The following is a 23,939-nucleotide window of genomic DNA, read 5'->3' on the forward strand; positions in this document are numbered from 1 at the left end:
GCCTGCCAGCCTACGGGCCCGGAGCCGTCGGCCCCGGGCCCTCGGGCGGGCCGGTCCCCTCAGGCGTCCGCGCCGCCGCCGGGCATCCCGCCGCCGCGGGTGGCGCCGTCGCCGCCGGGCCCCCCGCCCATCGCCCCGCCGCCCCTGCCGGCGGTGTGCTCGCCGGCGGTGACGGTCAGCAGCTCCGTGGCGCCCGAGGCGTCCCCGCTCTCGCTGTACCCCGCGACCACGTCGCCCGAGGACTGCGCCCCGGAGACGACCGTGTACGTCTCGCCGGCGGTGATCGCCGAGGACGAGACCACCAGGGAGCTGAGGGCCTTGGCCGGGGTGAAGGTCGCGACGACCGTGCCGTCCGCGTCGACGACCGCCAGCGTGGTACCGGCGGGCTGCGCGCTGTCGAAGGTCGCGGAGACCCATCCCTGACCGTCCGCGTCGGGGGCCTCCGCCATGCCCGACGAGCCGGCCGCCACGAGCGTGCCGCCCGTCACCGCGAGCGTGCCGTTGGAGTCCAGGGCGCCGTTCCCGTCGTTCGTGGGCCCGTTCACGACCACGACGCCGCCCGACATCGTCAGGGAGCCGTTCGAGTCGAGCCCGTCACCACCCGCGTCGACGGCGAGCGTGCCGCCGGTGATGGTGAGGGTCGCGGCGCCCGCGGCCTCGCCCTGCGGACCGCCCGCGGCTCCCCCACCGCCCTCGGCGGTGCTGCTGCCGGCCTCCGAGGCGTTGAGCCCGTCGTCCGAGGCCGTGACGGCCAGGTCGCCGCCCGCGATCGTGATCGCCTCGGCCTCCAGGCCCTCGGACGACGTGACGACCTCGAGCGTGCCGCCGCTGACGTCGAGCGCCAGGTCGGCGTGCACGCCGTCGTCGCCCGTGGACAGCGTGAGGTCGCCGTCGGTGACCGACACGATGCCGTCGGAGTGCAGGGCGTCGTCGGAGGAGTCGACGGTCACGGTGCCGCCGCCGACGACGACCGACGCGCCGCCCTTGAGGCCCTTGGTCGACGTCTCGTCGGTCGGCTCGGTGCCGCTGCCGCCGCCGGCCTCGACCGTGACGGTGCCACCGGTGACGACCACGTCCGTCGCCGCGTCCACGCCGTCGCCCCCGGTGGTGAGCGTGACGTCGCCGCCCGCCAGGACGACGAAGCCCTTCGCGGCGTCGGAGTCCTGGTCGGACGTCAGCCCGTCGCCGCCGGCTGTCACGTCGAGCGTGCCGCCGTCCACGACCAGGTAGTCCTTGCCGCGGATGCCGTCGTCCACGGCGTCGACGGTGATCGTGCCGCCCTCGACCACCAGGCCGTCCTTCGAGGTGATGCCGTCGTTCGCGTTGCCGGCGACCGTGAGCGAGCCGTCGCCGGTGATCGTGAGGTCGGCGCTGCTGAACAGCGCCGCGTTCGGGGCGTCGTCCGACGTGTCGGCGTACGTGGCGGCGTCGGTCAGCGCGTTCTGCGAGCCGTCCGCGAGCACGACCACCACGGAGCCGGCGGACACGACCGCCAGCGCGGAGCCGGTCGTGGACGTGACGTCGACGTCGTCCAGCACCACGTGCACGACCTCGTCGCCGGCGTCGACGACCACCTGGCCGTCGGACAGCGTGCCGCTCAGGGTGTAGGTGCCGCCCGCGGTGATCGTCACCGTCGAGCCGTCGACGGTGACGCCGTCCGAGTCGCCGTCGACGCTCGCGGAGCTGCCGTCCAGCGTGATCGAGGCCGCGGCGCTCCCCGCGTCGGCCACCTCGTGCACCTCGGCGTCCGCGGCCAGCACCTGCTCGGCGGTCGAGCCGGCTGCGACGTCCGTGACCGTCGTCGCGGTGCCGTCCTCGGCGGTGGTCGTGGTCGTCGTGGTGCCGGAGCCGGCCAGCGCGTCCACGGAGCAGCCCGCGAGGAGCAGGCTCACGAGGACGGCCGGGGCGGCGAGGGCGAGGACGCGGTGGTGGGGTCGGCGCATGGGAACCTCCGGGGTCGGGTGGGGACGGCGGACGCGGGCAGCCGGTCGGGCCGGCGCAGGTCGCCGCGGGTCGGGTCAGGGGGTGAGGGTGCGGCGCAGCGTGCGGCGCCAGGGGCGTCCGGCGAGCGTGGGGTCCAGGACCACCAGCCCGGTCGCGTACTTGGAGATGCGGGAAGGCCGGTGCCCGAGCGACCAGAGCGCGCGGTCCGCGGCGGAGGCCCCGGCGACGCTCTTGGTCTCGACGACGACATGCTCCGGCACGGCGGCCGAGGCGCCCGCGGCCCGGTGCAGCTCGAGCCCGTGCCACTCCAGGCCGGTGTCGACCGTGGTCCGGGCACCGTCCGGGAGCAGCAGCGTCCGGCGGCGATAGCGGGTGGTCAGGGTCGGGTGCAGGTCGAGCCCGTCGGCCCGCAGACCCTGCCGACGCAGCGTGTCCTCGACGAAGCCGAGGGCGTCGCCGACCGCGCCGGCGGCCGCCGCGTCGTGCTCGCGACGCTCCTTGACGGTCGTGCCGCGCGGGCCGCGGGTCTTCACCTCGAGCCAGCAGCCGCCGGTGTCCCGGTAGGTGCGGGTCCGTACCTTGTACCGCCGGCGCCGGCGCCCGGCCGCCAGGTGGAACGCGTCGAGCTCCGGGGTGTCGAAGTACACCGACTCGTACCCGAACGCGTCGCGGCCGTCGATGACGAGTCGCCGGGTGCCGGCGGGGAGCGCGCCGAGCAGGTCGGGCAGCGCCGCGACCGGGAGCACGTACTTGCGGTCGACCCGCGTCTGCAGCGCGGCGGTGAGCTGGAGCTCGTCGAGCCCCACACCGGGCAGGTGGTCGAGGGTCGTCGGGTCCGCGGTCGTCAGGTCCGTGGTCACCGGGCCACCTCCGACAGGCTCGAGGCACCGGAGGCACCGGCGGAGTCGGAGGCGGCGGACCAGGCCTGCTGCGGGGCGGGCTGCGGCTGTGCGCCGCCCTCCGCCGCGGAGCCGCGCCGCACCGCCCAGGACGCCGCGCCGCCCGACGCACCGGCCGCGCGCGCCCGGTTCTCGGAGAACCGCACGTCGACCACCGTGGTGTCGTCGACCAGGTCGAGCCGCTGCACGGTCACGCCGTGCACCCGTGCACCGAGCAGCCCCTCCAGGTGCGCCACCAGCGCGTCGTGGTCCGGGACCGCCCGGTCCAGCACGACGACCTGCTGCCGGTAGCGCCGCAGCAGCCGCGGGTGGTCGCCGACGACGAGCGCCAGCACCACGAGCGCCATGAGCACCAGGGCGGTCCCGCCGAGCGAGCCGCCCAGCCCGCCGATCAGCCCGAGCGCCAGGGACGCGAAGTAGTAGGCGACCTCGCGCTGGTCGATCTCGGAGGACCGGAGCCGGATGATCGACAGCACGCCGAACAGGCCGAGACCCAGGCCGGCTCCGACGGTCGCGCCGGCCAGCGCACCGGCGACCGCCAGCACGCCGACGTTCACGCCGAGGAACGCGACCACCAGGTCGCGCCGGCGGTGCCGGGGGAAGTAGACGGCGAAGGTCAGCAGGCCGATCGCGACGAGGTCGGCCACGAACAGGACGGCGACGGGCAGGGTCTCGGGGAGCACAGGCACCTCACGGGTCGGGGGTGAACACCCGGTGAACCGGGTACGACCATCCAGCAGCGCAGTGCTGTGCCGCTGCTGTGGACGGCGCCAGGACGCCGTGTGGATCCTGGCCCCTGGGTTCGGGAACCGGTCGGGGCGACCGCTCAGCCGCTCGCTCGCACGAGCGCCCGGTCAGGCCGCGTGCGCCACCCGGTCACCACCGCCCGACCACTCAGCGAGCCGCGCGCTCCACCCCATCGCGACGACCAGGCCACTCACCGGAACCGCGCACTCCACCCCATCGCGACGACCGGACCACTCAGCGGAAGCGCAGGCCCCTATCGTCGCCCACCGGGGGGTCCGGCAGGAGGACGGAGCAGGAGATGCTGCGCACGAGCACTATCCGCACGACGATGATCGCCATCGCCACAGCGGCGGCACTCGGAGTGATGGCAGTCCCGGCGAGCGCCGGTGACGGCCTGTGCGCCAAGGGATACGTCTGCGGGTACGAGCACCTCGACTTCGACGGCGCGATGTTCGGCACCCAGAAGGTCACCGCCAACTGGGCGTCCCAGGGCTTCCACAATCGTGCGACGTCCGTCTCGGTCAATGGCGGCACGTGCAAGTACACGGACTTCTACACGAGCTGGAACATCCTCACGAACTCGCCGGGCGGCGGGACGTTCCGCCTGTTCTCGCGGACGCTCATGAAGACGAACTACCGCGACCCGGATCTGCGCAACGGCGCCGGCGACAAGCCGGGAGTCTCGTTCGACGACAACATCGACGCGACGCGTTTCACGGGCTGCTGACGGGACCCGCGGGGCGGCGGCCGCGTGCGCGCGCCGCCGCCCCGCGAGCCGTCCCCATCGATCACGAACAGGAGAGGGAGCCCGCCGTGCCGGACTCGCGCAGATCACCTGGTCGGTACCTGACGGCGACGAGCCTCGTGCTGGCGCTCGCCGCCTGCGCCGGTGCGCCGGACGCGACGAGCGAGGACGTCGCGGCGCTCGGGATCGACCTCACCGTGGACCTCGACCCCGCGTCGGGTGCCGTCGTCCTCCCCTTCGACCGCCTGGTCCCGGACTTCTACGAGAACGACATCCTGGCGACAGGCGCGTCCGCTGCCGTGGCGCTGTGCGCCGCGGGTTCCGGCGTCACCTTCGACCCGCCGCCCCTGAGCGACGACCCGGTCTACGCGTCGGAGCACTACTTCGGACCGTGGACGGCCGACCAGGCCGCGCGGTTCGCCTTCGTGCCACCGATGTCGCTGCGTGACATGGCGGCGAACGAGATCGCCGGCGCGCCCGAGCCCGCCGGCGCCACCGAGGTCGCGCCCGGGGCCGGAGCGGACGACGAGCTGACCGACGACGACTGGGCCGTCATCGACGCCTGCAACGCGGACGACGACGTGGAGGCCCTGCTGGATGCCACGATCGTCACCGGTTCCTGGACGGACGCCGTCGAGGCGGTCCGGGACGGTCTGCCGGACGAGGACGGGGCCCGCGCGCTCATCGACGAGCTCGCGCGCTGCTACGCCGCCGAGGGCCTCGAACCGGCGGACGACGCACCGTGGCTGCCGGAGGGGGCGAACGGGAGAGAGATCACGCAGGCGCAGATCGAGCTCGCCGTCTCCGTGGTGCGCTGCAAGGACTCCGTCGACTTCACCCGCCGCATGGCCGACATCGAGGCGGGCCTCCAGGCGCCGATCATCCGCCGGTACGCGCACGAGCTCGCGGAGCAGCGGGGATCGGTCGACGAGGCGCTCGACCTCGCGGCCACCCTGCTGTCGGAGGCGTCCCGGTGAGGATGCCGGGCCGTCCCTCCGCCTCCGACGGAGCGCCGCCACGCCGCGGGTGGCTGCTGTGGTGGCTGGTGTGCTCGCTCACCGTCACGCTGTGCGCCTTCGTCGTCGGCTCGCTGGTGCGGTCGCCGTGGGAGGCCGCCTCGGCGAACTCCGAGCGCGCCTCGACCACCACGCTGGAGGTCGAGTGGCGGGAGTTCCCGGTCGATCGTCCGCAGGCGGTGGGGACGCTCGAGGTCGGCGCGATCGTGGACGCACCGTCCGGCCACGGGGACTCCGTCGCCGTCGTGACCGCGGCACCGGTCGAGGCCGGCCAGGTGGTGCCGGCAGGCGCGCGCGTCGCCGAGGTCTCGGGCAGACCCGTCCTCGTGCTCGAGCTGCCGTTCCGCCTCTACCGCGACCTCGTCCCGGGCGACAGCGGGGCGGACGTCGCCGCGCTCCAGCAGTCGCTGACGGGCCTCGGCCTGTACTCCGGGGGAGCCGACGGCCAGTTCGGGCCCCGGACGTCCGCCGCCGTCCGGGACCTGTACCGGCAGGCCGGGGCCGACCCGCCCGGTGCCGCCGACGACCTGGTGCTGGCCGCGCAGGACGCCCGGATCGCGCTCGAGGCGGCCGTCGCGGCCGAACGACGAGCCAGGCAGATCCGGGACGACGTCGTCCGAGAGGCGGGGACGAGCGGGGCCACGTCCGAGGCCGAGGCCGACCTGTCTGCCGCTGCCGCCCTCGTCGCCTCGGCGCGGCAGGAGGCCGCCGACACGGCCGCCGCCGCGGACACGCCGCTGCCCGCGGCCGAGATCGTCCGCATCCCCACCGGGACGGCGACCGTGGTGCACGCCGCGGCGCCCGACACGCTCGTGGACACCACCACCCCCGCCGTGCGGCTGCGCGCCGGGGCACCGTCCGCGGTGCTGCGCGTCGGCGTCGAGCACGACGACGCCTTCCCGGTCGGGACGAGCGTGGAGGTGCAGGCCGTCGACGACCCCGGAGCGAGCATGCCCGCCACGGTCGTCGCGCGGGGCGAGTTCACCTCCGACCAGGACGACGACCGGGTGCCCGGGTTCGACGTCACCCTGGCCTTCCCGGCAGACGCCCCGGTCACGATCGACCCGGGAGCCGCCGTGGTCGCGGTGCCGGACGGCGTCCCCGAGATCGAGTCCGGCCCGGCGGTGCCGATCGTGGCGGTCCGCAGCGAGGGCGACGGGTCGTTCGTGCTCCTGGTCGAGCCGCGTCCCGCCGATCCCGACGTGCCCGAGACCCGGGCGGTGCCCGTCGTCGTCAGCCGGACGGCTGACGGGTTCGCGCTGCTCGAGCTCCCGGAGGACGGCGCGCTGGAGGTCGGCGACCACGTCCTGCTCGGTCGGGCACCGTGACGGCACCCGCCCTGCACGCGGCCGGCCTGGCCAAGACCTACGACGCCTCACCTCCCGTCCCCGTGCTCACGGGCGTCGACCTCGCGGTGCACCACGGCGAGCGGGTCGCGATCACCGGGCGATCCGGTGCCGGCAAGTCGACCCTCCTGAACCTGCTGGGACTGCTCGACGAGCCGACCGCCGGGCGTCTCTCGCTGCTCGGTCGCGAGACGACCTCGCTCTCCCGGCGGGAGCGCGACACGTTCCGCGCGGTCCACCTCGGCTTCGTCTTCCAGGACCACCACGTGCTCGGCCGCCGCTCGTGCGCCGCGAACGTCGCGCTCAAGCTGGCCGTCCTCGGCACGGACCGCTCCGGTCGCCGGCAGCAGGTGGCCGCGGCGCTCGAGCGGGTGGGACTCTCCGCTCGCGCGCACGCCGAGGGACGCCTGCTCTCCGGGGGCGAGAAGCAGCGCCTCGCCCTCGCCCGCGCGTTCGTCTCCCGACCGGCGGTGATCCTGGCGGACGAGCCGACCGGGAACCTCGACCCGGACAACGCCTCGTCCGTGCTGGACCTGTTCGACAGCCAGGCGCAGGACGGTGTCGCCGTCGTCGTCATCACCCACGACGACCGCGTCGCGCGCTGGGCGGACCGCGCGCTGCGGCTCCGTGACGGGGAGCTGCTCCCGTCGGACGACACGGACCCAGGTGACCGCCGGTGAGCCGGCTGCGGACCTCCTGGACCGACCTGGTGGACGACGTCACGGCCGAGCTCGTGGTCGCGAGGTCGCGAGCGGTGACGATCCTGGTCGGTGTCGCGCTGTCGACAGGCGCGCTGGTGTCGTCGGCAGGCATCTCGGCGACCGCGCGGGACCAGATCGCCGCCGACCTCGCCGCCTCGACCGTCGACTCGCTGACCGTCTCCGCCGCGGCGTCGGCGCGCGCCGGTGGTGCCGAGGACGTCTTCCCGGACGACACCGAGGCCCGGGTCCGGGAGCTCACGCTCGTCCGGGAGGCAGGGCGCGTCCTCGAGCTCGACGGCCTCGTCGACGGGCTCGTCACGCGGCTGCCCGGGACCGGACCCGTGGACGTCCCGGTCCTCGCCGCGACGTCGGGGTACCTCGCAGCACGCGACAGCAGCGCGGGCCAGGCCCCCGTCTGGCTCCTCGACGGCTCCGAGCCCGTGGCCCTGCTCGGACTGGCTGCCGCCGACGCGCTCGGCGTCCCCGTGGTCGATGACCCGACCGGCCTCACGGTGCAGATCGACGGGGCCACCGTGCAGGTCGTGGGCTACCTCACCACCCGGGACGAGGCCCTCGCCGCGAGCATCGTCGTGCCGTACCTCCAGGGGGTCGAGCGCCTGGGCTCGGACGCGCGCGCCACGCTCCTGGTCCGCTCGGAGGTCGGCGGCGGCCCGTCCGTCGCGGAGGTCGTCCGGGCCGTCGTGCGACCGGACCGACCCGACCTGCTCGTGACGTCACCGGTGGTCGCGCTCGAGTCCCTCCGGCAGGGCGTGTCGGCCCAGTTCGCCCGTCTCGTCGCCTGGATCGGGGCCCTCCTGCTCGCGATCACGGCGCTGCTCATCTCCAACTCGACGGCCAGCGCCGTCACCGCCCGGACACCGGAGATCGGGCTCCGCCGCGCGCTCGGAGCCTCCCGCGGCCAGGTCACCCGCGTCGTCGTCGCCGAGGGCGCCCTGACGGGACTGCTCGGCGGCGCGGCCGGCACGGCGGTCGGGCTCTCCGTCGTCGTGGTCGTCGCGGCCGCGAGCTCGTGGTCCGTCGACCTGGATCCCACGTGGGCGCTCCCCGCGCCGGCGCTCGGGCTGGCCGTCGGGGTGGTCGCCTCCCTGCACCCCGCGTCCCGCGCGTCGCGCATCAGCCCCGCGCTCGCCGTCCGGCACGACTGACACCAGCGCCGAGCGAGGCCGGGCCGGATGAACACGACGCGCTGCCTCGTCGTGCCGCGACACCACGTGTGACACCACATGGCCCTTGCATGACACCACCGATGGTGTCATGCTGACGTCATGCACCTCGACCCGTACGTCCAGGACCTCCGGGACCGCCTCGCCACCGCCGCCGGGACCGCCGGCGACGACGCCCGCCGGCTGGCCGAGCAGCTCACCGCACCGCTCGACGCCGCCGTGCGCCTGGTGCTGCTCGACGCGCTGTCGACCGCCGCCGGTGAGATCTCGGCGGAGCTCGCGCCTGGCTCCGTGGACGTCCGGCTGCGCGGCGGCGACCCGGAGTTCGTCGTGGACTCCCCCGCCGCACCGGCACCGTCCGCGCCGGCGCCGGTGGTCCCGCCGGCCGCCGCGCCGGGCCCCGTGGCCCCCGAGGCGGACGAGGGCACCACCACCCGCACCACGCTGCGCCTGCCCGACCACCTCAAGGCGCAGGTCGAGGTCGCCGCCGCCCGCGACGGCCTCTCCGTCAACTCCTGGCTCGTGCGGGCGGTCGCCGCCGCTCTCGAGCCGCAGCCCGACCGACCCTCCCTGCGACCCCGGCCCGACCCGGCAGGCAGCACCCGGCTGACCGGCTGGGTGCGCTGACCGGCGGACCCCCGCCCACCCGCTCCCTCGCCCCACCGCGAGGCCGGCCCGTCAGGCCCGGCCGTCGCGCCCGTCGTCGTCCCCGCACACCGCCCCTGGAGCCGTCATGCCCACGTTCCCCGCACCCGCCCCGGTCGTCCTCGCCGTCGACGTCCCGGTCGCCGCCCTGCACGTCGTCGCCGGCGAGCGCGACGACGTCGTCGTGACCGTCCTGCCCGCCGACCCGTCGTCCTCCGGCAGCCGCCGCGCGGCCGCCGAGGTCCGGGTCCAGCACGACGACGGCACCGTCACGGTCGACTGGCCCGGCGCCTGGAAGCAGTACCTGCTGCCGTTCAGCGCGGGCACCGCGTCCGTCACCGTCGAGCTCCCGGAGGGCTCCGACGTGCGCGGCAAGGCCGGCAGCGTCCTGACCGAGGGCCGCCTCGGCGCCGTGGAGCTGGCGCTGAGCGCCGGCGACGCGCGCGTCGACGAGGCGCACCGGGTCGACCTGCGCGCCGCCGCCGGCACCGTCGTCGTGCGCCGGGTGACCGGCCCGGTCGCCGTCCGCGCGAGCGCGGGCTCGGTCCGCCTGGCCGACGTCGCCGGCGAGGGCACCGTACGTGCGAGCAACGGCACCACCACCGTCGACGCCGTGACCGGCACGCTGCAGGTCGTCGGCGCCCACGGCGACATCGCGGTCGGCCGCGTCACCGGGACACTCACCGCCCGCTCCGCCCACGCCGGCATCCGCGTCGAGCGCGTGGAGTCGGGCAGCGTCGACCTCAGCACGTCCTACGGGTCGATCGAGGTCGGGGTCCCCCACGGGACGGCCGCCTGGCTCGACGTCGCGTCCCAGCACGGCGCCGTGCGCAACCAGCTCACCCCCGCGGCCGGCCCCGTCGAGGACGAGGCCACCGCCGAGGTCCACGCGTCCACCGGCTACGGCGACGTCGTCGTCCGCCGTCCGTGACGGGCGCGACCCGCGACCGCTCACCGCACCACCCGACCCGGAAGGAGACCGCCGTGCACACCGACCTCGCCGTGGACGTCCGCGGCCTGCGCAAGTCCTACGGCGACCACGTCGTCCTGGACGGCGTGGACCTGGCCGTCCCCGCCGGCACCGTGACCGCCCTGCTCGGGCCCAACGGCGCCGGCAAGACCACCACCGTCGGCGTCCTCGCGACGCTGCTCGCGCCGGACGCCGGCACCGTCCGCGTCGCCGGCCACGACGTCGTCGCCGAGCCGCAGGCCGTCCGGGCCGCCATCGGCGTGACGGGGCAGGTCTCCGCCGTCGACGACCTGCTGACCGGGACCGAGAACCTGCGGCTGATGACCGCCCTGCACCACCTCGGGCGCCGCGAGGGCCGGGAGCGCGCCGGGGCGCTGCTGACCCGGTTCGGGCTGACGGACGCCGCGCGCAAGCCCGTGTCCACCTGGTCGGGCGGCATGCGCCGCAAGCTCGACCTGGCGATGACCCTCGTCGGCGACCCGGCCGTGGTGTTCCTCGACGAGCCGACGACCGGCCTCGACCCGCGCAGCCGCCGGGCGCTGTGGGACGAGGTCCGCGCGCTCGTGGCCGGCGGGACGACCATCCTGCTGACGACGCAGTACCTCGAGGAGGCCGACCTGCTCGCCGACCGCGTCGCCGTCCTGGACGGCGGGCGCGTCGTCGCCGAGGGCACGCCGGCCGAGCTCAAGTCCGCCCACGACGCCGGGTCCCTCGACGACGTGTTCCTGCGCCTGACCGAGCCGACCGCCGCGACGGAGGTGGCGTGATGACCGCCGCGACCGCTGCGGCCCACGCGCCGCGCCCGTCCGTCGCCCCCACCACCCGGCCCGTGGCCGACACCCTGACGATGCTGCGCCGCAACCTGCTCCGCGCGGTGCGCTACCCGGGCCTGACCGGGTTCACCGTCGCGATCCCGGTCGCCCTGCTCCTGCTGTTCGTCTACGTGTTCGGCGGGGCGTTCGGCGCGGGCGTCGTCCCGGGCGCGGCGCCGGGCGCCGAAGGCCGCGCGGCGTACCTCGACTACATCACCCCGGCGATCCTGCTGTTCGCCGTCGTCGGGGCGGCCCAGAGCGTCGCCATCACCTCCGCCATGGACGCGACCAGCGGCATCATGGCGCGCTTCAGGACGATGGTCGTGTCCCCCGGCGCCGTGCTCGGCGGGCCGGTGCTCGGCACGGTCGTCCAGGGCCTGCTCGCCGTCGCGCTCGTGCTCGGCATCGCGGTCGCGATCGGCTACCGCCCGCACGCCGGGCCGCTCGGCTGGCTCGCGCTGGCCGGCCTGCTGACGGTGGCGACCGCCGCCTTCACGTGGCTGTGCGTGGCGCTCGGCCTGTCCGCCCGCTCGGTCGAGACCGCGTCGAACACGCCCATGCTGCTGACGGTGCTCCCGTTCTTCGGCAGCGGGTTCGTCCCGGTCGACACCATGCCGGCGGCCGTCCGCTGGTTCGCCGAGTACCAGCCGTTCACCCCCGTCATCGAGACCACGCGCGCCCTGCTCACCGGCACCGCGCCCGACACCCCGACGACGCTGCTCGCCCTCGGCTGGTGCGTCGTGGTCGGCGGGGCCGGGTACGCCTGGTCGCGGGCGCTCTACCGGCGCGAGCGAGCCTGACACGCGGCACGGCGCCGGTCGAGAACTCCTCGACCGGCGCCGTCCGGCGTCCCGCGCGAGCCGCTACAGGTACTGCCCCGTGCTCGTCACGTTCTCGATGCGGCGCGAGGCCTCCTCGCCCTTCTTGTCCTGGACGATCGTGCGGATGAACACGATGCGCTCCCCCTTCTTGCCGGAGATGCGCGCCCAGTCGTCCGGGTTCGTGGTGTTCGGCAGGTCCTCGTTCTCCTTGAACTCGTCCACGCAGGCCGTCAGCAGGTGCTCGACGCGCAGGCCGCGCTGGCCGGTGGCGAGCAGGTCCTTGATCGCGGACTTCTTGGCGCGGTCCACGACGTTCTGGATCATCGCGCCGGAGTTGAAGTCCTTGAAGTACAGGATCTCCTTGTCGCCGCTGGCGTAGGTGACCTCGAGGAACCGGTTCTCCTCGTTCTCGGAGTACATGCGCTCGACGGCCCGCGAGATCATCGCCTCGACGGCGTCCGTGGCCGAGCCGTGGTGCTCGCGCAGGTCGTCCGCGTGGATCGGCAGGTCCGGGGTGAGGTACTTCGCGAAGATCTCCCGGGCGCCCTCGGCGTCGGGGCGCTCGATCTTGATCTTCACGTCGAGCCGGCCGGGCCGCAGGATCGCGGGGTCGATCATGTCCTCGCGGTTGGACGCGCCGATGACGATGACGTTCTCCAGGCGCTCCACGCCGTCGATCTCCGCGAGGAGCTGCGGCACGATCGTCGTCTCCACGTCGCTGGAGACGCCGGTGCCGCGGGTGCGGAACAGCGACTCCATCTCGTCGAAGAACACGACGACCGGGTGCCCCTGGGACGCCTTCTCTCGGGCCCGGGAGAAGATCAGCCGGATGTGCCGCTCCGTCTCGCCGACGTACTTGTTGAGCAGCTCGGGGCCCTTGACGTTGAGGAAGTACGACTTCGCCTCCGTGACCTCCTCGCCGCGCGCGACCGCCGCCGTCGCCGCCAGGGAGTGGGCGACGGCCTTGGCGATGAGCGTCTTGCCGCACCCGGGCGGGCCGTACAGCAGCACGCCCTTCGGCGGCTTGAGGCCGTGCTCGCGGAACAGCTCCGGGTGCAGGAACGGCAGCTCGACGGCGTCGCGGATCTGCTCGATCTGCGGCCCGAGGCCCCCGATGTCGGCGTAGTCGATGTCCGGGACCTCCTCGAGCACGAGGTCCTCGACCTCCGCCCGGGGCACCCGCTCGAACACGAAGCCGCTGCGCGCCTCGACGGTCAGCGCGTCACCGACCCGCACCGTGCCGTCCATGACCTGGCCCGCGAGCCGGACGACCCGCTCCTCGTCGCCGCGTCCGACGACCAGGGCGCGGTCCCGGCCCAGCAGCTCCTTGACGGTCACCAGCTCGCCGACCTGCTCGTAGCCGCCGGCCTCGACGACCGTGAGCGCCTCGTTGAGCATGACCTCCTGGCCCGGCCGCAGCCGGTGGACGTCCAGCGCCGGGCTGACGCCGACGTGCATCTTGCGACCCGCGGAGACGACGTCGACCGTGCCGTCCTCGCGGGCGGTCAGGAACGTCGCGAACGTCCCCGGGGGCTTCGCGAGGTCGTCGATCTGGCGCTTGAGCTCGATGATCTGGTCGCGCGCGGCGACGAGCGCGTCGGACAGCCGCTCGTTCTTCGCGCCCAGCAGGGCGAGCTCGCGCTGCAGGTCGCGAGCTGTCGGTTCGGTCATCGCGGTGCCTCCGATCCGTGTCGACCCCACGGCGCTGTGCGGCATTCGTGGACCGACCCTAACCACCCGTGTCAATCGCTGGGCGGACGCCTCGCCGGGGGCGCCCGGGTCGGGGAGGTCGGGCACGTCGGGCCGGGCGGGTCAGTCCGCCTCGGGGGCCTGGCCCACGTCGCGGCGCACCCGGCGCACCTTCTTGTCGGACACCGCCCGCTCGCCCAGGGCCTCGGGCGTCCACTCCGCGTCGGGCACGTCCTGGAACGACCGGCTGCTGACCACGTCCCCCACCTCGTCGACCAGGGCGGCCTCGCCGGGCTGCGAGCCCTTGGCGGGCCGGCGCTTGCGCAGCGGCGGCTCGACGCCGTCGGCCAGCCGGCGGGTGGTCAGCAGGAACCCGGTGTGGCCGATCATCCGGTGCTGCGGCCGCACGGCCAGCCCCTCGAGGTGCCAGCCCCGGACCATCGACTCCCACGCCTGCGGCTCGGTGTACCGGCCGTCGGCCCGCACGTCCTCCGCGAGGCGGGAGAGCTGCGTGGCCGTCGCGACGTAGGCGATGAGCACGCCGCCGGGCGCCAGCGCGGTCGCGACCGCGTCGAGGTTCTCCCACGGCGCGAGCATGTCGAGCACCACGCGGTCCACCTCGCCGGGCGCCTCCGCCGTCGGGAGCACGTCCGCCAGGTCGCCGACCGACAGCCGCCACGCGGGGTGCGCGCCGCCGAAGAACGTCTCGACGTTGCCCCGGGCGATGGCCGCGAAGTCCTCGCGCCGCTCGATGGAGTGCAGCCGCCCGCCGTCGCCGACCGCGCGCAGCAGCGACATCGTCAGCGCGCCGGACCCGACGCCCGCCTCGACCACCCGGGCGCCCGGGTAGATGTCCGCCATCTGCACGATCTGCCCGGCGTCCTTCGGGTAGACGACGGCGGCACCGCGCGGCATCGACAGCACGTAGTCGGACAGCAGCGGCCGCAGGGCGAGGTACTCGACGCCGCCGCTGCTGGTCACGACGGTGCCCTCCGGCGCGTCGATCAGCTCCTCGTGGCGGAAGTAGCCCTTGTGGGTGTGGAACGTCGCGCCCGGCGCGAGCGTGATGGTGTGCAGCCGCCCGCGCGGGTCGGTGAGCTGGACGCGCTCCCCCACCCGGAGCAGGCCGCGGCGCTGGTCGGCGCCCGTCGGCTGGGGGGCGGTCGCGGGGGCGGTGTCGTCGGTCACGGGGGTCGAGTCTAGGAGCGCAGGGCGGCGGCGACGTCCGCGCTGCGCAGCAGGGCCACGACACGTCCCTCGTGGACGGCCACCATCACGGGCGCGAACCGCGACACCGCCGCGACGGCCTGCACCAGCGCGGGACCGTGCAGCCCGGCGTCGACGACGGCCCCGGCGGGCAGCGTGACCGCCACGGCCGTCAGCGGCACGCCGGCCCTCTCGGCGGGGGGCACCGCGTTCGCGGCCTGCGGGTCGACGTACGCGGCCGGTCGCCCGTCCGGTGCGAGCAGCACCACCGCGTTCGCGCCCGTCCGCCCGCGCGCCGCGTCGGCCTCGGCCAGCACCGCCGTCGCCGGCAGCGCGACGGCCGGCACCCCGACCGAGCCGACGTGCAGCGCGTCGACCGCACGCCCCCGGCGCGCGCCGCGGATCGCCTCGGACGCGCCCGTCCACAGGAACGCGCCGATCAGCGCCCCCCACGCCACGGACCACAGGTCCGGGGTGGCGCCGCGCGTCAGCGGGAGCGCCACCACCCACACCGCGAACCCGACGGCGACCACGCGGCCCGACCAGCCGGCGACCAGCGCGCCCCGGCGGCGGTCGCCGCTCGCGCCCCACACGGCGGCCTCCAGCACCATGCCGCCGTCGAGCGGGAGGCCCGGCACGAGGTTGAACAGGCCGACGAAGGCGTTGGAGTACGCCGCCGCGTACAGCACGAGCGCGGCGAGCCCCCGCGGGTCGACCAGGCCGCCGGCGACCCAGAACAGCCCCGCGAGCAGCAGGTTCGCGATCGGGCCGACCACCGCGACGAGGGCCTGCGTACCCGGGGTGATGCGGCCGCCGAACGCCGTGTGCCCGCCGATGAGCGTCAGGGCGTACTCGCGCACCTGGAGGCCGCGGGCGCGCGCCGTGAGGCCGTGGGCGAGCTCGTGCACCAGCACCGACAGCAGCAGGAGCAGGCCGACCACGAGCGCGACGACGTAGGTCGACCCCGTGCCGAGACCCGGTGCGCGCATCCGCACGGAGGGCGCGAAGACCACCGCGATCACCGCCACGACCAGCAGGCTGCTCGGGCTCAGGACGACCGGCGACCCGGCGACCCGGCCGATCACCCAGCCCCGCGTTCTGTCTGCCACGGGCGACAGGTTACGGGGCGCGGCTGACCGGGGGTGTCGGTGGTCGGCCGTAGTCTCGTCCGCGTGACGACGACCGACCCGCAGCTGCTCGCGCCCGTGTCCGTCGACGGCTCCGACGCCGGCGACGTCGAGGTCGCGCCCGAGCCCCGCGTGCCCGGGCTGTCGCCGTCGCGCGCCAACGACTTCCAGCAGTGCCCGCTGCTGTTCCGGCTCCGCGTCGTGGACAAGCGGCCCGAGCCGCCCAGCTCCGCGGCCGCCCGCGGGACGCTGGTGCACAGCGTGCTGGAGCGGCTGTACGACCTGCCGCTCGGCGAGCGGACGCCGGCGGCCGCGCACGCGCTGGTCCCCGAGGCGTGGGACCGGCTGCTGGAGCGCTCGCCCGAGGTCGTGACGCTGTTCGCGGACGAGCAGGAGCGGGAGGCGTGGCTCGGGAGCGCGCGGCTGCTGCTCGACACGTACTTCACCCTCGAGGACCCGAACCGGCTGCAGCCGGGCGACCGCGAGCTCGCCGTCACGACGCTGCTGGAGGACGGCCCGCAGCTCCGCGGCATCGTCGACCGGCTGGACGTCGCCCCCGACGGCGCGCTGCGGGTCGTCGACTACAAGACGGGCAAGTCGCCGAACCCGGGCTTCGAGGGCTCCGCGCTGTTCCAGATGCGGTTCTACGCCTACGTGCTCTGGCGCGAGCGGGGCGTCCTGCCCGCGCTGCTGCAGCTCGTCTACCTCGGCGACGGCCAGATCCTGCGGCACGCGCCGTCCGAGGCGGAGATGCGCACCCTCGAGCAGCGGCTCCGGGCGCTGTGGGCGCAGATCGAGGAGGCGGCGCGCACCGGCGAGTGGCGGCCCCGCAAGTCCCGGCTCTGCGACTGGTGCGCGCACCAGGCCGTGTGCCCGGCGTTCGGCGGCACCCCGCCGGAGATCCCGGAGGGCGCCGTCGAGCGCGCGATCGGGATCACCCCGGTCGCCCGCGCCTCCTGACCGCGGGCGACCGCGGGGCGTCCTGGTCAGCGCGGGGCAGCCCGGACAGCGCCGGGCTCCCGGTCAGCGCCGGGCAGCCCGGTCAGCGCAGCAGGTCGAGCACGCTGCCCTGCGCGATCCGCACCAGGTCGGCCACGGTCACGTCCTCGAGCGACGACGTCGTGCTCAGACCCGGCAGGTCCGGCAGCTCACGGAAGACCTCGACGGCCAGCACCCGGGCGCCGGACGCGACGCCCGACGTGATGCCCGCCGGGGAGTCCTCCACCACCACGCAGTCCGTGACCGCCAGGCCCAGCCGCTCGGCGGCCAGCAGGTACGGCTCCGGGTCCGGCTTCGGCCGCTGCACCTCATCACCGGCCACGACCGCCGCGAACACCGCCGCCACCTGAGCGAAGGGCTCGGCGAGCTCGCGGTAGGACGACGTCACGAGCGCCTGCGGCACGCCGGCCTCGGCGAGCGCGGACAGCAGCTCGCGTGCCCCCGGCTGCCACGGCGTCTGCTCCGCGACCGCGGCGGCGACCCGCTTGTTGAGGAAGTCCACGATCTCGTCGACCGGCAGGCCCACGCCGCGGCCCTGGAGGATCTCCGCGGAGACCTTCATGGGGTTGCCGACCAGGGTGAGCCCGTCCTCGTGCGTCCACGTGCCGCCCCACGACTCCACGAGCTCGGTCTCGGCGGCCATCCACAGCGGCTCGGTGTTGACGAGCGTGCCGTCCATGTCCCAGAGGACGGCGGCCGGGAGGTCGGTGTGGCGGGTCACGAGGTGCTCCTGTCGTCGAGGTGCCGGGCGGCAGTCCCTCGAGGCTAACCGGCCGGGGAGGCCGGGCGGTGAACGGCGGTCGTCCGGGCGCCTGTCCGCCGCGGTCCGTACGCGCGACCCGCGCCCGAACCGCGCCCGGACGACCCGTGCCCGGTCGACCGCGTGCCGGCACGCAGTCAGCCCCGCGCGCCGGCACGCAGTCAGCCTCGCGAGCCGCGACTCCCCGGCCGCCGCACCAGCAGCCCTCCCGCGACGATCAGCGCCACCGCGACGGAGACGAATCCCCATCCGAGGACGGTCCCGCCGGTCACGGCGAGGCCCGGACCGCCGCGCGCTGCCGGGCCGCCGTCCGTCCCGCCGCCACCGGCGCCGGCTCCCCCGCCACCGCCACCGGTCGTCCCGCCGTCTCCGGGGCCGCCGTCGGGCGGCACCTCGGCCACACCCGGTCCGAGCGGGTCGATGATCACGCCGTCGACGGCGCCGTCCGCATCCCACGGCCCGCCGTCGGTGATCGTGTACGACAGCGTCGTGACGGTGCCCGTGGCGGCCGTCGTGGTGCCGGCGACCAGCGACGGCCCGTCGCCCCAGGCGTGGACGAGCTTCCGCGACGTCCAGCCGGAGGCATCCGCGACCGTCGCGAGGTAGAGGGTGACGCCGACCGACTCCCCGGGGGTGACGCACGCCAGCCGGAAGTCGAACACCCCCACGGGGTAGGCGTACGCGGGATCGTCGGTGCCGGTGCCCGCCTCGGTCGCGTGGCCCGCGCGATCGATCGTGCACGCGTCGACCGCCACCGCCACGACGCCGTCCCCCACCGCGTTCCGCGCCACCGTGAGCGTGTCGTCGAGCGCGTCGAGGGTGCCGTCCTGGTCGAGGTCGACGCTCTCCAGGGCGTCGGACGCGCCGTCACCGTCGGTGTCCGGGTCCCCGGGATCGGTGCCGGCGGCGTGCTCCCCGGCGTTGGTCAGGCCGTCGCCGTCCAGGTCGAGCGCGGCGTCGGCCGGGTCGAGCGGGTCGAGGCCGTGGTCGATCTCCCAGCCGTCCGGCATCCCGTCGCCGTCGGTATCCGCGGCCTGGGGGTCGGTGCCCGCGGCGTGCTCCTCCGCGTTGGTCAGGCCGTCGCCGTCCAGATCCAGCGCGGCATCGGCCGGGTCCAGCGGGTCGAGGCCGTGGTCGACCTCCCAGCCGTCCGGCATCCCGTCGCCGTCGGTATCGCCGTCCTGCGGGTCCGTCCCCGCACCGTGCTCGGCGTAGTTCGTCAGGCCGTCACCGTCCGGGTCGAGCGCACCGTCCGCCGGGTCCAGCGGGTCCAGGCCGTGGTCGACCTCCCACCCGTCGGGCATCCCGTCGCCGTCGGTGTCGGGCGAGCCCGGGTCCGAGCCGGCGGCGTGCTCCTCGGCGTTGGTCAGGCCGTCGCCGTCGGGGTCCAGCGCGGCGTCCGCGGGGTCGAGCGGGTCGAGGCCGTGGTCGACCTCCCACCCGTCGGGCAGGCCGTCGCCGTCGGTGTCCGCGGCCTGGGGGTCGGTGCCCGCGGCGTGCTCCTCGACGTTCGTCAGGCCGTCCCCGTCCGGGTCCAGCGCGCCGTCCGCCGGGTCCAGCGGGTCCAGGCCGTGGTCGACCTCCCACCCGTCCGGCAGGCCGTCACCGTCGGTGTCGGCGTCCTGCGGGTCGGTGCCGGTGGCGTGCTCCTCGGCGTTGGTCAGACCGTCACCGTCCGGGTCGAGCCCGCTGTCGTCCGTGAGCGGGTCGAGGCCGTGGTCGACCTCCCAGCCGTCGGGCATCCCGTCACCGTCCGTGTCGGGCGAGCTCGGGTCGGTGCCGTGGACGGTGATCTCGTCGACGTCGGGCAGGCCGTCACCGTCGGTGTCCCCCGTGTTCGCGACGAGCGGGTCCGTCCCCGCCGCCACCTCGGCGCCGTCGCCGGCCCCGTCACCGTCGGTGTCGGCGTCCTGCGGATCGGTCCCCAGGCCGAGCTCCTGCAGGTTCGTCAGACCGTCGCCGTCGGGGTCCAGCGCGGCGTCGGCCGGGTCGAGCGGGTCCAGGCCGTGGTCGACCTCCCACCCGTCGGGCATCCCGTCGCCGTCGGTGTCGGCCGCGCCCGGGTCCGTGCCGGCGGCGTGCTCCTCGACGTTCGTCAGGCCGTCCCCGTCCGGGTCCAGCGCACCGTCCGCCGGGTCCAGCGAGTCCAGGTCGTGGTCGACCTCCCAGCCATCGGGCAGGCCGTCGCCGTCGGTGTCCGCGTCCTGGGGGTCGGTGCCCGCGGTGTGCTCCTCGGCGTTGGTCAGGCCGTCGCCGTCCGCGTCGAGCCCGGCGTCGGCCGGGTCCAGCGGGTCGAGGCCGTGGTCGACCTCCCACCCGTCGGGCATCCCATCGCCGTCGGTGTCGGCCTCCTGGGGATCGGTCCCCCGGCCGTACTCCTCCAGGTTTGTCAGCCCGTCACCGTCGGGGTCGAGCCCGGCGTCGGCCGGGTCCAGCGGGTCCAGGCCGTGGTCGACCTCCCAGCCGTCGGGCAGGCCGTCCCCGTCGGTGTCCGCGTCCTGGGGGTCGGTACCGGCGGCGTGCTCCTCGGCGTTGGTCAGGCCGTCGCCGTCCGCGTCGAGCCCGGCGTCGGCCGGGTCCAGCGGGTCGAGGCCGTGGTCGACCTCCCACCCGTCGGGCATCCCGTCACCGTCGGTGTCGGCCTCCTGGGGGTCGGTCCCCCGGCCGTACTCCTCCAGGTTCGTCAGGCCGTCGCCGTCCGCGTCGAGCCCGGCATCGTCCGTCAGCGGGTCGAGGCCGTGGTCCACCTCCCAGCCGTCGGGCATCCCGTCGCCGTCGGTGTCGGCCTCCTGCGGATCGGTCCCCCGGCCGTACTCCTCCAGGTTCGTCAGCCCGTCGCCGTCGAGGTCGAGCCCGGCGTCCGCCGGGTCCAGCGGGTCCAGGCCGTGGTCGGCCTCCCAGGCGGTCGGCATGCCGTCGCCGTCGTCGTCCGCGTCGAGGTAGTTCGCGGCGCCGTCACCGTCGGTGTCGTCGTCGCGCACGTCACCGCTGCCGTCGACGTCCTCGTCGGCCGTCGCCAGCGAGTCGCCGTCGTCGTCCGCGTCGAGGTAGTTCGCGGCGCCGTCACCGTCGGTGTCGTCGTCGCGCACGTCACCGCTGCCGTCGACGTCCTCGTCGGCCGTCGCCAGCGAGTCGCCGTCGTCGTCGGTGTCGAGGTAGTCGGGGGTGCCGTCGCCGTCCAGGTCGTGGACGACGCCCAGCGCGGTCAGCTCGTCGCGCGTGAGGACGCCGTCGCCGTCGTCGTCGACGTCCGCGCAGTCCACGAGTCCGTCCCCGTCGGTGTCGGCGCCCGAGGTCGCCATCGCGGTCATCTCGACGGCACTGGCCCCGAAGTCGGAGCCGGCGAGCGACGTCACGATCCCGGTGGGCGAGAACGCGCCCCGGCCGATCGCGAGGTGGGTCCGCGACGTGTCGCTCGTCGCGTTGGCGTAGACGAGGTCGGCGAGGCCGTCGCCGTCGACGTCCCGCAGCAGCGTCGACTCGCTCGCCGACGACCCCCAGCCGACTGCCGACGCGAGGGGCCCGCGGATCTGGTTCCACGAGAACCTCCCGCCACCGAGCGCCTTCCAGACGACGGTGTACGCCCACCCGTCGTCGACCGACACGATGTCGGCCAGGCCGTCGCCGGTGACGTCGGCGACGAGGGTCTGCCGCGTGGAGGACGTGTCCGACCCGACCGCGAAGTTCGGGTTCGGTGTGCGCACGGCGGCCGCGAACGTCCCGTCCCCGTTGCCGAGGTACGTGTCGGCGTAGCGGTACGTCGTCCCGCGGGAGACGAACACGATGTCCTGCACGCCGTCGCCGTCGGCGTCCGCGAGACGCGTCGTCTGGACCTCCGCGTCCTGCCCGAAGTCGGACCCGGGGACCGTGGTCACGACCGGCGTGGAGCTGAACACCCCGGAGGCGGCACCGGGGTAGACCCAGATCCGGTCGCCCGCCTCGTCGGCCTGCACGAGGTCGGCGAACCGGTCGCCGTTCACGTCGCCGACCATCGTCGCCTGCTGCGGTCCCGACCCGAACGGGGCGGCGAGCCCGGGGGTCTGCACGACCGAGCTGAACCTCCGCCCGACCGCGTCACGCGGGTACACCCGCGCCAGGTTGCCCGTGTTGCTGGCGTAGACGACGTCGTCCTGCCCGTCGCCGGTCACGTCCGCGACGAGGGTGTTCTCGTTCGTGCCGATCCCGAGGTCGACGAAGGAGAGCGCGCTCCCGCGGTCGTCGACCGCCTGCTGGAACGTGCCGTCCCCGTTCGACCGGTAGCTGGAGGCGACGCCCACGCCGCTGTAGACCGAGGTCGACCCGTCGGCCACCCAGAGGATGTCGGCGCGGCACTCGAGGGTGTCGCCCACGCCGTCGCCGTCGGCGTCCGCGCTGTGCACGACGGTGTCGAGGTAGTCGGGGAGCCCGTCCCCGTCCGAGTCGTCGTCGCGGGGGTCGCCGTCGCCGTCGAGGTCCTCGTCGAGGGTGGGGACCCCGTCGCCGTCGTCGTCGGCGTCGGAGACGTCGGGGGTCCCGTCGCCGTCGGTGTCGGTGCCGATCCGGGCGAGCCCCGTGAACTCCGACGTCGTGATGCCGGCGTCGAACGCGGGGCCGCCGGCCGTGGTGGTCGGGGTCGTCGCGAACTGGCCGCCCGTCGTGGCCGGGTGCACCACCACGCGGGAGCCCGACGCGTCGGCGACGACGACGTCGGCGAGGCCGTCGCCGGTGACGTCGCCGACCATCGTGGCGTGGTTCGAGTCGAACCCGAAGCCGCCCGCCGAGAGGGACGTCGACACCACCGGGCCGAACGCGCCGGAGCCGGAGGCCAGCGTCACCACGATGCGGTACGGAGAGCTCGTCGTCTGAGACACGACGTCCGCGTCACCGTCGCCGTCGACGTCGCCGAACCCGGTCGTCGCGGCCGAACCGGTCGCACCGAGCACGCCCGTCACGCTCGACACGGTCGGCGTCGCGGCGAACCCGCCCGTGCCGTCGCCGGCGTAGAACGCGACGCTGTTGGCGCGGGCGTTGACGACGTCGAGCGCACCGTCACCGTTCGCGTCGGCGAGTCCGGTGACGTCGGTGGTCGAGGACCCGAAGTCCTGGTTCCCGCCGAGCGTCGCGGTGGTCCGCGTCGCGACGCTGAACGTCCCGGCCGCCGTGCCCGGGTAGACGGTGACCGCGTCGGGGTTGGCCGACGCCTTGAGCAGGACGACGTCGGGGATCCCGTCGCCGGTGACGTCCGCGAGCACGGTCGAGTCCGTCGCGCTCGTCCCGATGCCGGAGTTCGGGATGTTCGAGACCACCGCCGCCGCGAACGTCGACCCGGGCTCCTGGAGCTGGACGGAGAAGCTGTCGTTGACCGTGCCCGTGGCGTCGCCGCCCCAGAACAGGTCGTCGAGGCCGTCACCGTCGAAGTCGGCCAGCCCGGAGTGCTCGGTGGGCCCGATGCCGGCGTCGACGACGTCCGTCGTGTCGACCGTGGGGCCGGGCAGGAAGCCGCCCGCCCGATCCGACTCGGTGACGGTGGTCGAGCTGCCGTCGTTCGTCCAGACGATGCCGGTCAGGGCCTCCGCGGCATCCGGCACCCCGTCGCCGTCGCGGTCGAGCAGCGTCGGAGCCGCCGTCGCGGGTGGTGCCAGGAGGACCCCGCACCCCGCGAGGGCGACCGCCGCGCCGACCGCGACGAGCCGCTTCCCTCTCCGGTGGACTCCTCGGTCCTGTGAGTCCCCGCCCCGGCCCTGGTGAGCTCCGTCTCGCACCGTTCCTCCTCGAACGACTCGTCATCGAGCCGTCCGCCGAGGCGTCCCCCGTGCCGGGGGCGAGCACCGCGGACGACTGATGCCATCCGATCCGGGTGCGGCGCCCGGCACTGCTGCACACACAGGCGACCGTGCTCGGCGACGCTGCCGTGGTGCCTGTGGCAGCCAGGATGACCCCGGGCGCGAGGCGGGTCAACGGGGCCTCGACGTTCCTGTGGGAACCGCGCGATCCGTCCGCCGGCGGCCGGAGCCCGTGACAGCGGCTCCTCGCCGGTGAGGCCCGCGGAGCACCTCCGCGGGGGCGACGTCGGCCGGTACGGTCGGGCCATGGCCTCGATGACCGCGTTTGTGCTGCTCGTGTACGTGCTGGTGCCGGCGGTGCTGCTGTTCGTGCTGTATCTCGTGGTCCGCCGTGCCGTCCGGGACGGGTTCCTCGACGCGCGCGAGGTCGACCGCCGGGAGGCCGCGCTCCGGCAGTCGCAGGCCGTGGCGGCACCGCCCACGCCCGTCACCCCGGCGCCCGGCCCGGGCGACCCGGCCTGACCTGCCCCCCGGACTCCCGTCCGCCCACGCCGCGGGCGGGCGGG

General features: G+C 75.3%; 19 protein-coding genes. 11 read left to right on the top strand and 8 right to left on the bottom strand.

The features are described 5' to 3' along the window. Positions 1-59: 59 nt before the first annotated feature. The 3 genes from P9841_RS02115 to P9841_RS02125 form a co-directional block, all read right to left on the bottom strand. Positions 60-1,943, bottom strand: a complete 1,884-nt coding sequence (locus P9841_RS02115) for a carbohydrate-binding domain-containing protein (RefSeq protein ID WP_283320474.1) — start codon at positions 1,941-1,943, stop codon at positions 60-62. A gap of 75 nt (positions 1,944-2,018) precedes the next feature. Continuing rightward, positions 2,019-2,804 carry a VTC domain-containing protein gene (locus tag P9841_RS02120; RefSeq protein ID WP_283320475.1) on the bottom strand — a complete coding sequence of 262 codons (786 nt, stop codon included), beginning with the start codon at positions 2,802-2,804 and terminating at the stop codon, positions 2,019-2,021. Then, positions 2,801-3,526 (bottom strand): DUF4956 domain-containing protein, encoded by a 726-nt coding sequence (locus P9841_RS02125; RefSeq protein WP_349306920.1) that lies wholly within the window; start codon positions 3,524-3,526, stop codon positions 2,801-2,803. The genes P9841_RS02120 and P9841_RS02125 overlap by 4 nt, the downstream gene beginning before the upstream one ends. A gap of 428 nt (positions 3,527-3,954) precedes the next feature. On the opposite strand from P9841_RS02125, the gene P9841_RS02130 reads away from it, so the two are divergent. From P9841_RS02130 to P9841_RS02170, 9 genes are all read left to right on the top strand, one after another. Continuing rightward, a complete protein-coding gene (locus tag P9841_RS02130) occupies positions 3,955-4,317 on the top strand; it encodes a peptidase inhibitor family I36 protein (RefSeq protein ID WP_283320476.1) in 363 nt (120 codons plus the stop codon). A gap of 86 nt (positions 4,318-4,403) precedes the next feature. Continuing rightward, positions 4,404-5,312, top strand: coding sequence for a hypothetical protein (locus P9841_RS02135; protein ID WP_283320477.1), 909 nt, complete (start codon positions 4,404-4,406; stop codon positions 5,310-5,312). Positions 5,313-5,314: 2 nt separating this feature from the next. After that, a complete protein-coding gene (locus P9841_RS02140) occupies positions 5,315-6,679 on the top strand; it encodes a peptidoglycan-binding domain-containing protein (protein ID WP_283320478.1) in 1,365 nt (454 codons plus the stop codon). Then, entirely contained in the window at positions 6,676-7,377 is a 702-nt protein-coding gene (locus tag P9841_RS02145; protein ID WP_283320479.1) for an ABC transporter ATP-binding protein, read from the top strand. The genes P9841_RS02140 and P9841_RS02145 overlap by 4 nt, the downstream gene beginning before the upstream one ends. Next, on the top strand, positions 7,374-8,564 hold the full coding sequence (locus P9841_RS02150; protein ID WP_283320480.1) for an ABC transporter permease: 1,191 nt from the start codon (positions 7,374-7,376) through the stop codon (positions 8,562-8,564). Before P9841_RS02145 ends, P9841_RS02150 begins: the two co-directional genes overlap by 4 nt. 120 nt (positions 8,565-8,684) lie before the next feature. Beyond that, positions 8,685-9,209 (top strand): histidine kinase, encoded by a 525-nt coding sequence (locus P9841_RS02155; protein ID WP_283320481.1) that lies wholly within the window; start codon positions 8,685-8,687, stop codon positions 9,207-9,209. Positions 9,210-9,315: 106 nt separating this feature from the next. After that, positions 9,316-10,158 (top strand): DUF4097 family beta strand repeat-containing protein, encoded by an 843-nt coding sequence (locus P9841_RS02160; RefSeq protein WP_283320482.1) that lies wholly within the window; start codon positions 9,316-9,318, stop codon positions 10,156-10,158. Between the two features lie 53 nt (positions 10,159-10,211). Beyond that, entirely contained in the window at positions 10,212-10,964 is a 753-nt protein-coding gene (locus tag P9841_RS02165; RefSeq protein ID WP_459349134.1) for an ABC transporter ATP-binding protein, read from the top strand. Beyond that, on the top strand, positions 10,964-11,809 hold the full coding sequence (locus tag P9841_RS02170; RefSeq protein WP_283320483.1) for an ABC transporter permease: 846 nt from the start codon (positions 10,964-10,966) through the stop codon (positions 11,807-11,809). Before P9841_RS02165 ends, P9841_RS02170 begins: the two co-directional genes overlap by 1 nt. A 63-nt stretch (positions 11,810-11,872) precedes the next feature. On the opposite strand, the gene arc is transcribed toward P9841_RS02170, so the two are convergent. The 3 genes from arc to P9841_RS02185 all read right to left on the bottom strand — a co-directional run bounded on the left by arc (position 11,873) and on the right by P9841_RS02185 (position 15,834). After that, positions 11,873-13,501, bottom strand: a complete 1,629-nt coding sequence (gene arc / locus P9841_RS02175; protein ID WP_283320484.1) for a proteasome ATPase — start codon at positions 13,499-13,501, stop codon at positions 11,873-11,875. A 141-nt stretch (positions 13,502-13,642) separates the two neighbouring features. Further along, the gene (locus P9841_RS02180; protein ID WP_283320485.1) at positions 13,643-14,707 is read right to left on the bottom strand and encodes a tRNA (adenine-N1)-methyltransferase; all 1,065 of its coding nucleotides are present in this window, start codon (positions 14,705-14,707) and stop codon (positions 13,643-13,645) included. 11 nt (positions 14,708-14,718) lie between these two features. Further along, positions 14,719-15,834, bottom strand: coding sequence for a site-2 protease family protein (locus P9841_RS02185; protein ID WP_283320486.1), 1,116 nt, complete (start codon positions 15,832-15,834; stop codon positions 14,719-14,721). Positions 15,835-15,897: 63 nt separating this feature from the next. Between P9841_RS02185 and P9841_RS02190 the strand changes: the two genes are divergently transcribed. After that, on the top strand, positions 15,898-16,812 hold the full coding sequence (locus P9841_RS02190) for a RecB family exonuclease (protein ID WP_502848283.1): 915 nt from the start codon (positions 15,898-15,900) through the stop codon (positions 16,810-16,812). An 82-nt stretch (positions 16,813-16,894) separates the two neighbouring features. Here P9841_RS02190 and P9841_RS02195 read toward each other — a convergent pair whose 3' ends face one another. Together P9841_RS02195 and P9841_RS02200 are read right to left on the bottom strand one after the other, a co-directional pair. Next, positions 16,895-17,572, bottom strand: coding sequence for an HAD family hydrolase (locus P9841_RS02195; protein WP_283320487.1), 678 nt, complete (start codon positions 17,570-17,572; stop codon positions 16,895-16,897). A 200-nt stretch (positions 17,573-17,772) separates the two neighbouring features. Next, entirely contained in the window at positions 17,773-23,178 is a 5,406-nt protein-coding gene (locus P9841_RS02200; RefSeq protein WP_283320488.1) for an FG-GAP-like repeat-containing protein, read from the bottom strand. A gap of 501 nt (positions 23,179-23,679) precedes the next feature. Between P9841_RS02200 and P9841_RS02205 the strand changes: the two genes are divergently transcribed. Continuing rightward, positions 23,680-23,895, top strand: a complete 216-nt coding sequence (locus tag P9841_RS02205; RefSeq protein ID WP_283320489.1) for a hypothetical protein — start codon at positions 23,680-23,682, stop codon at positions 23,893-23,895. Positions 23,896-23,939: the final 44 nt, after the last annotated feature.

This window comes from Cellulomonas sp. ES6 (assembly GCF_030053835.1).
Lineage (GTDB): Bacteria > Actinomycetota > Actinomycetes > Actinomycetales > Cellulomonadaceae > Cellulomonas.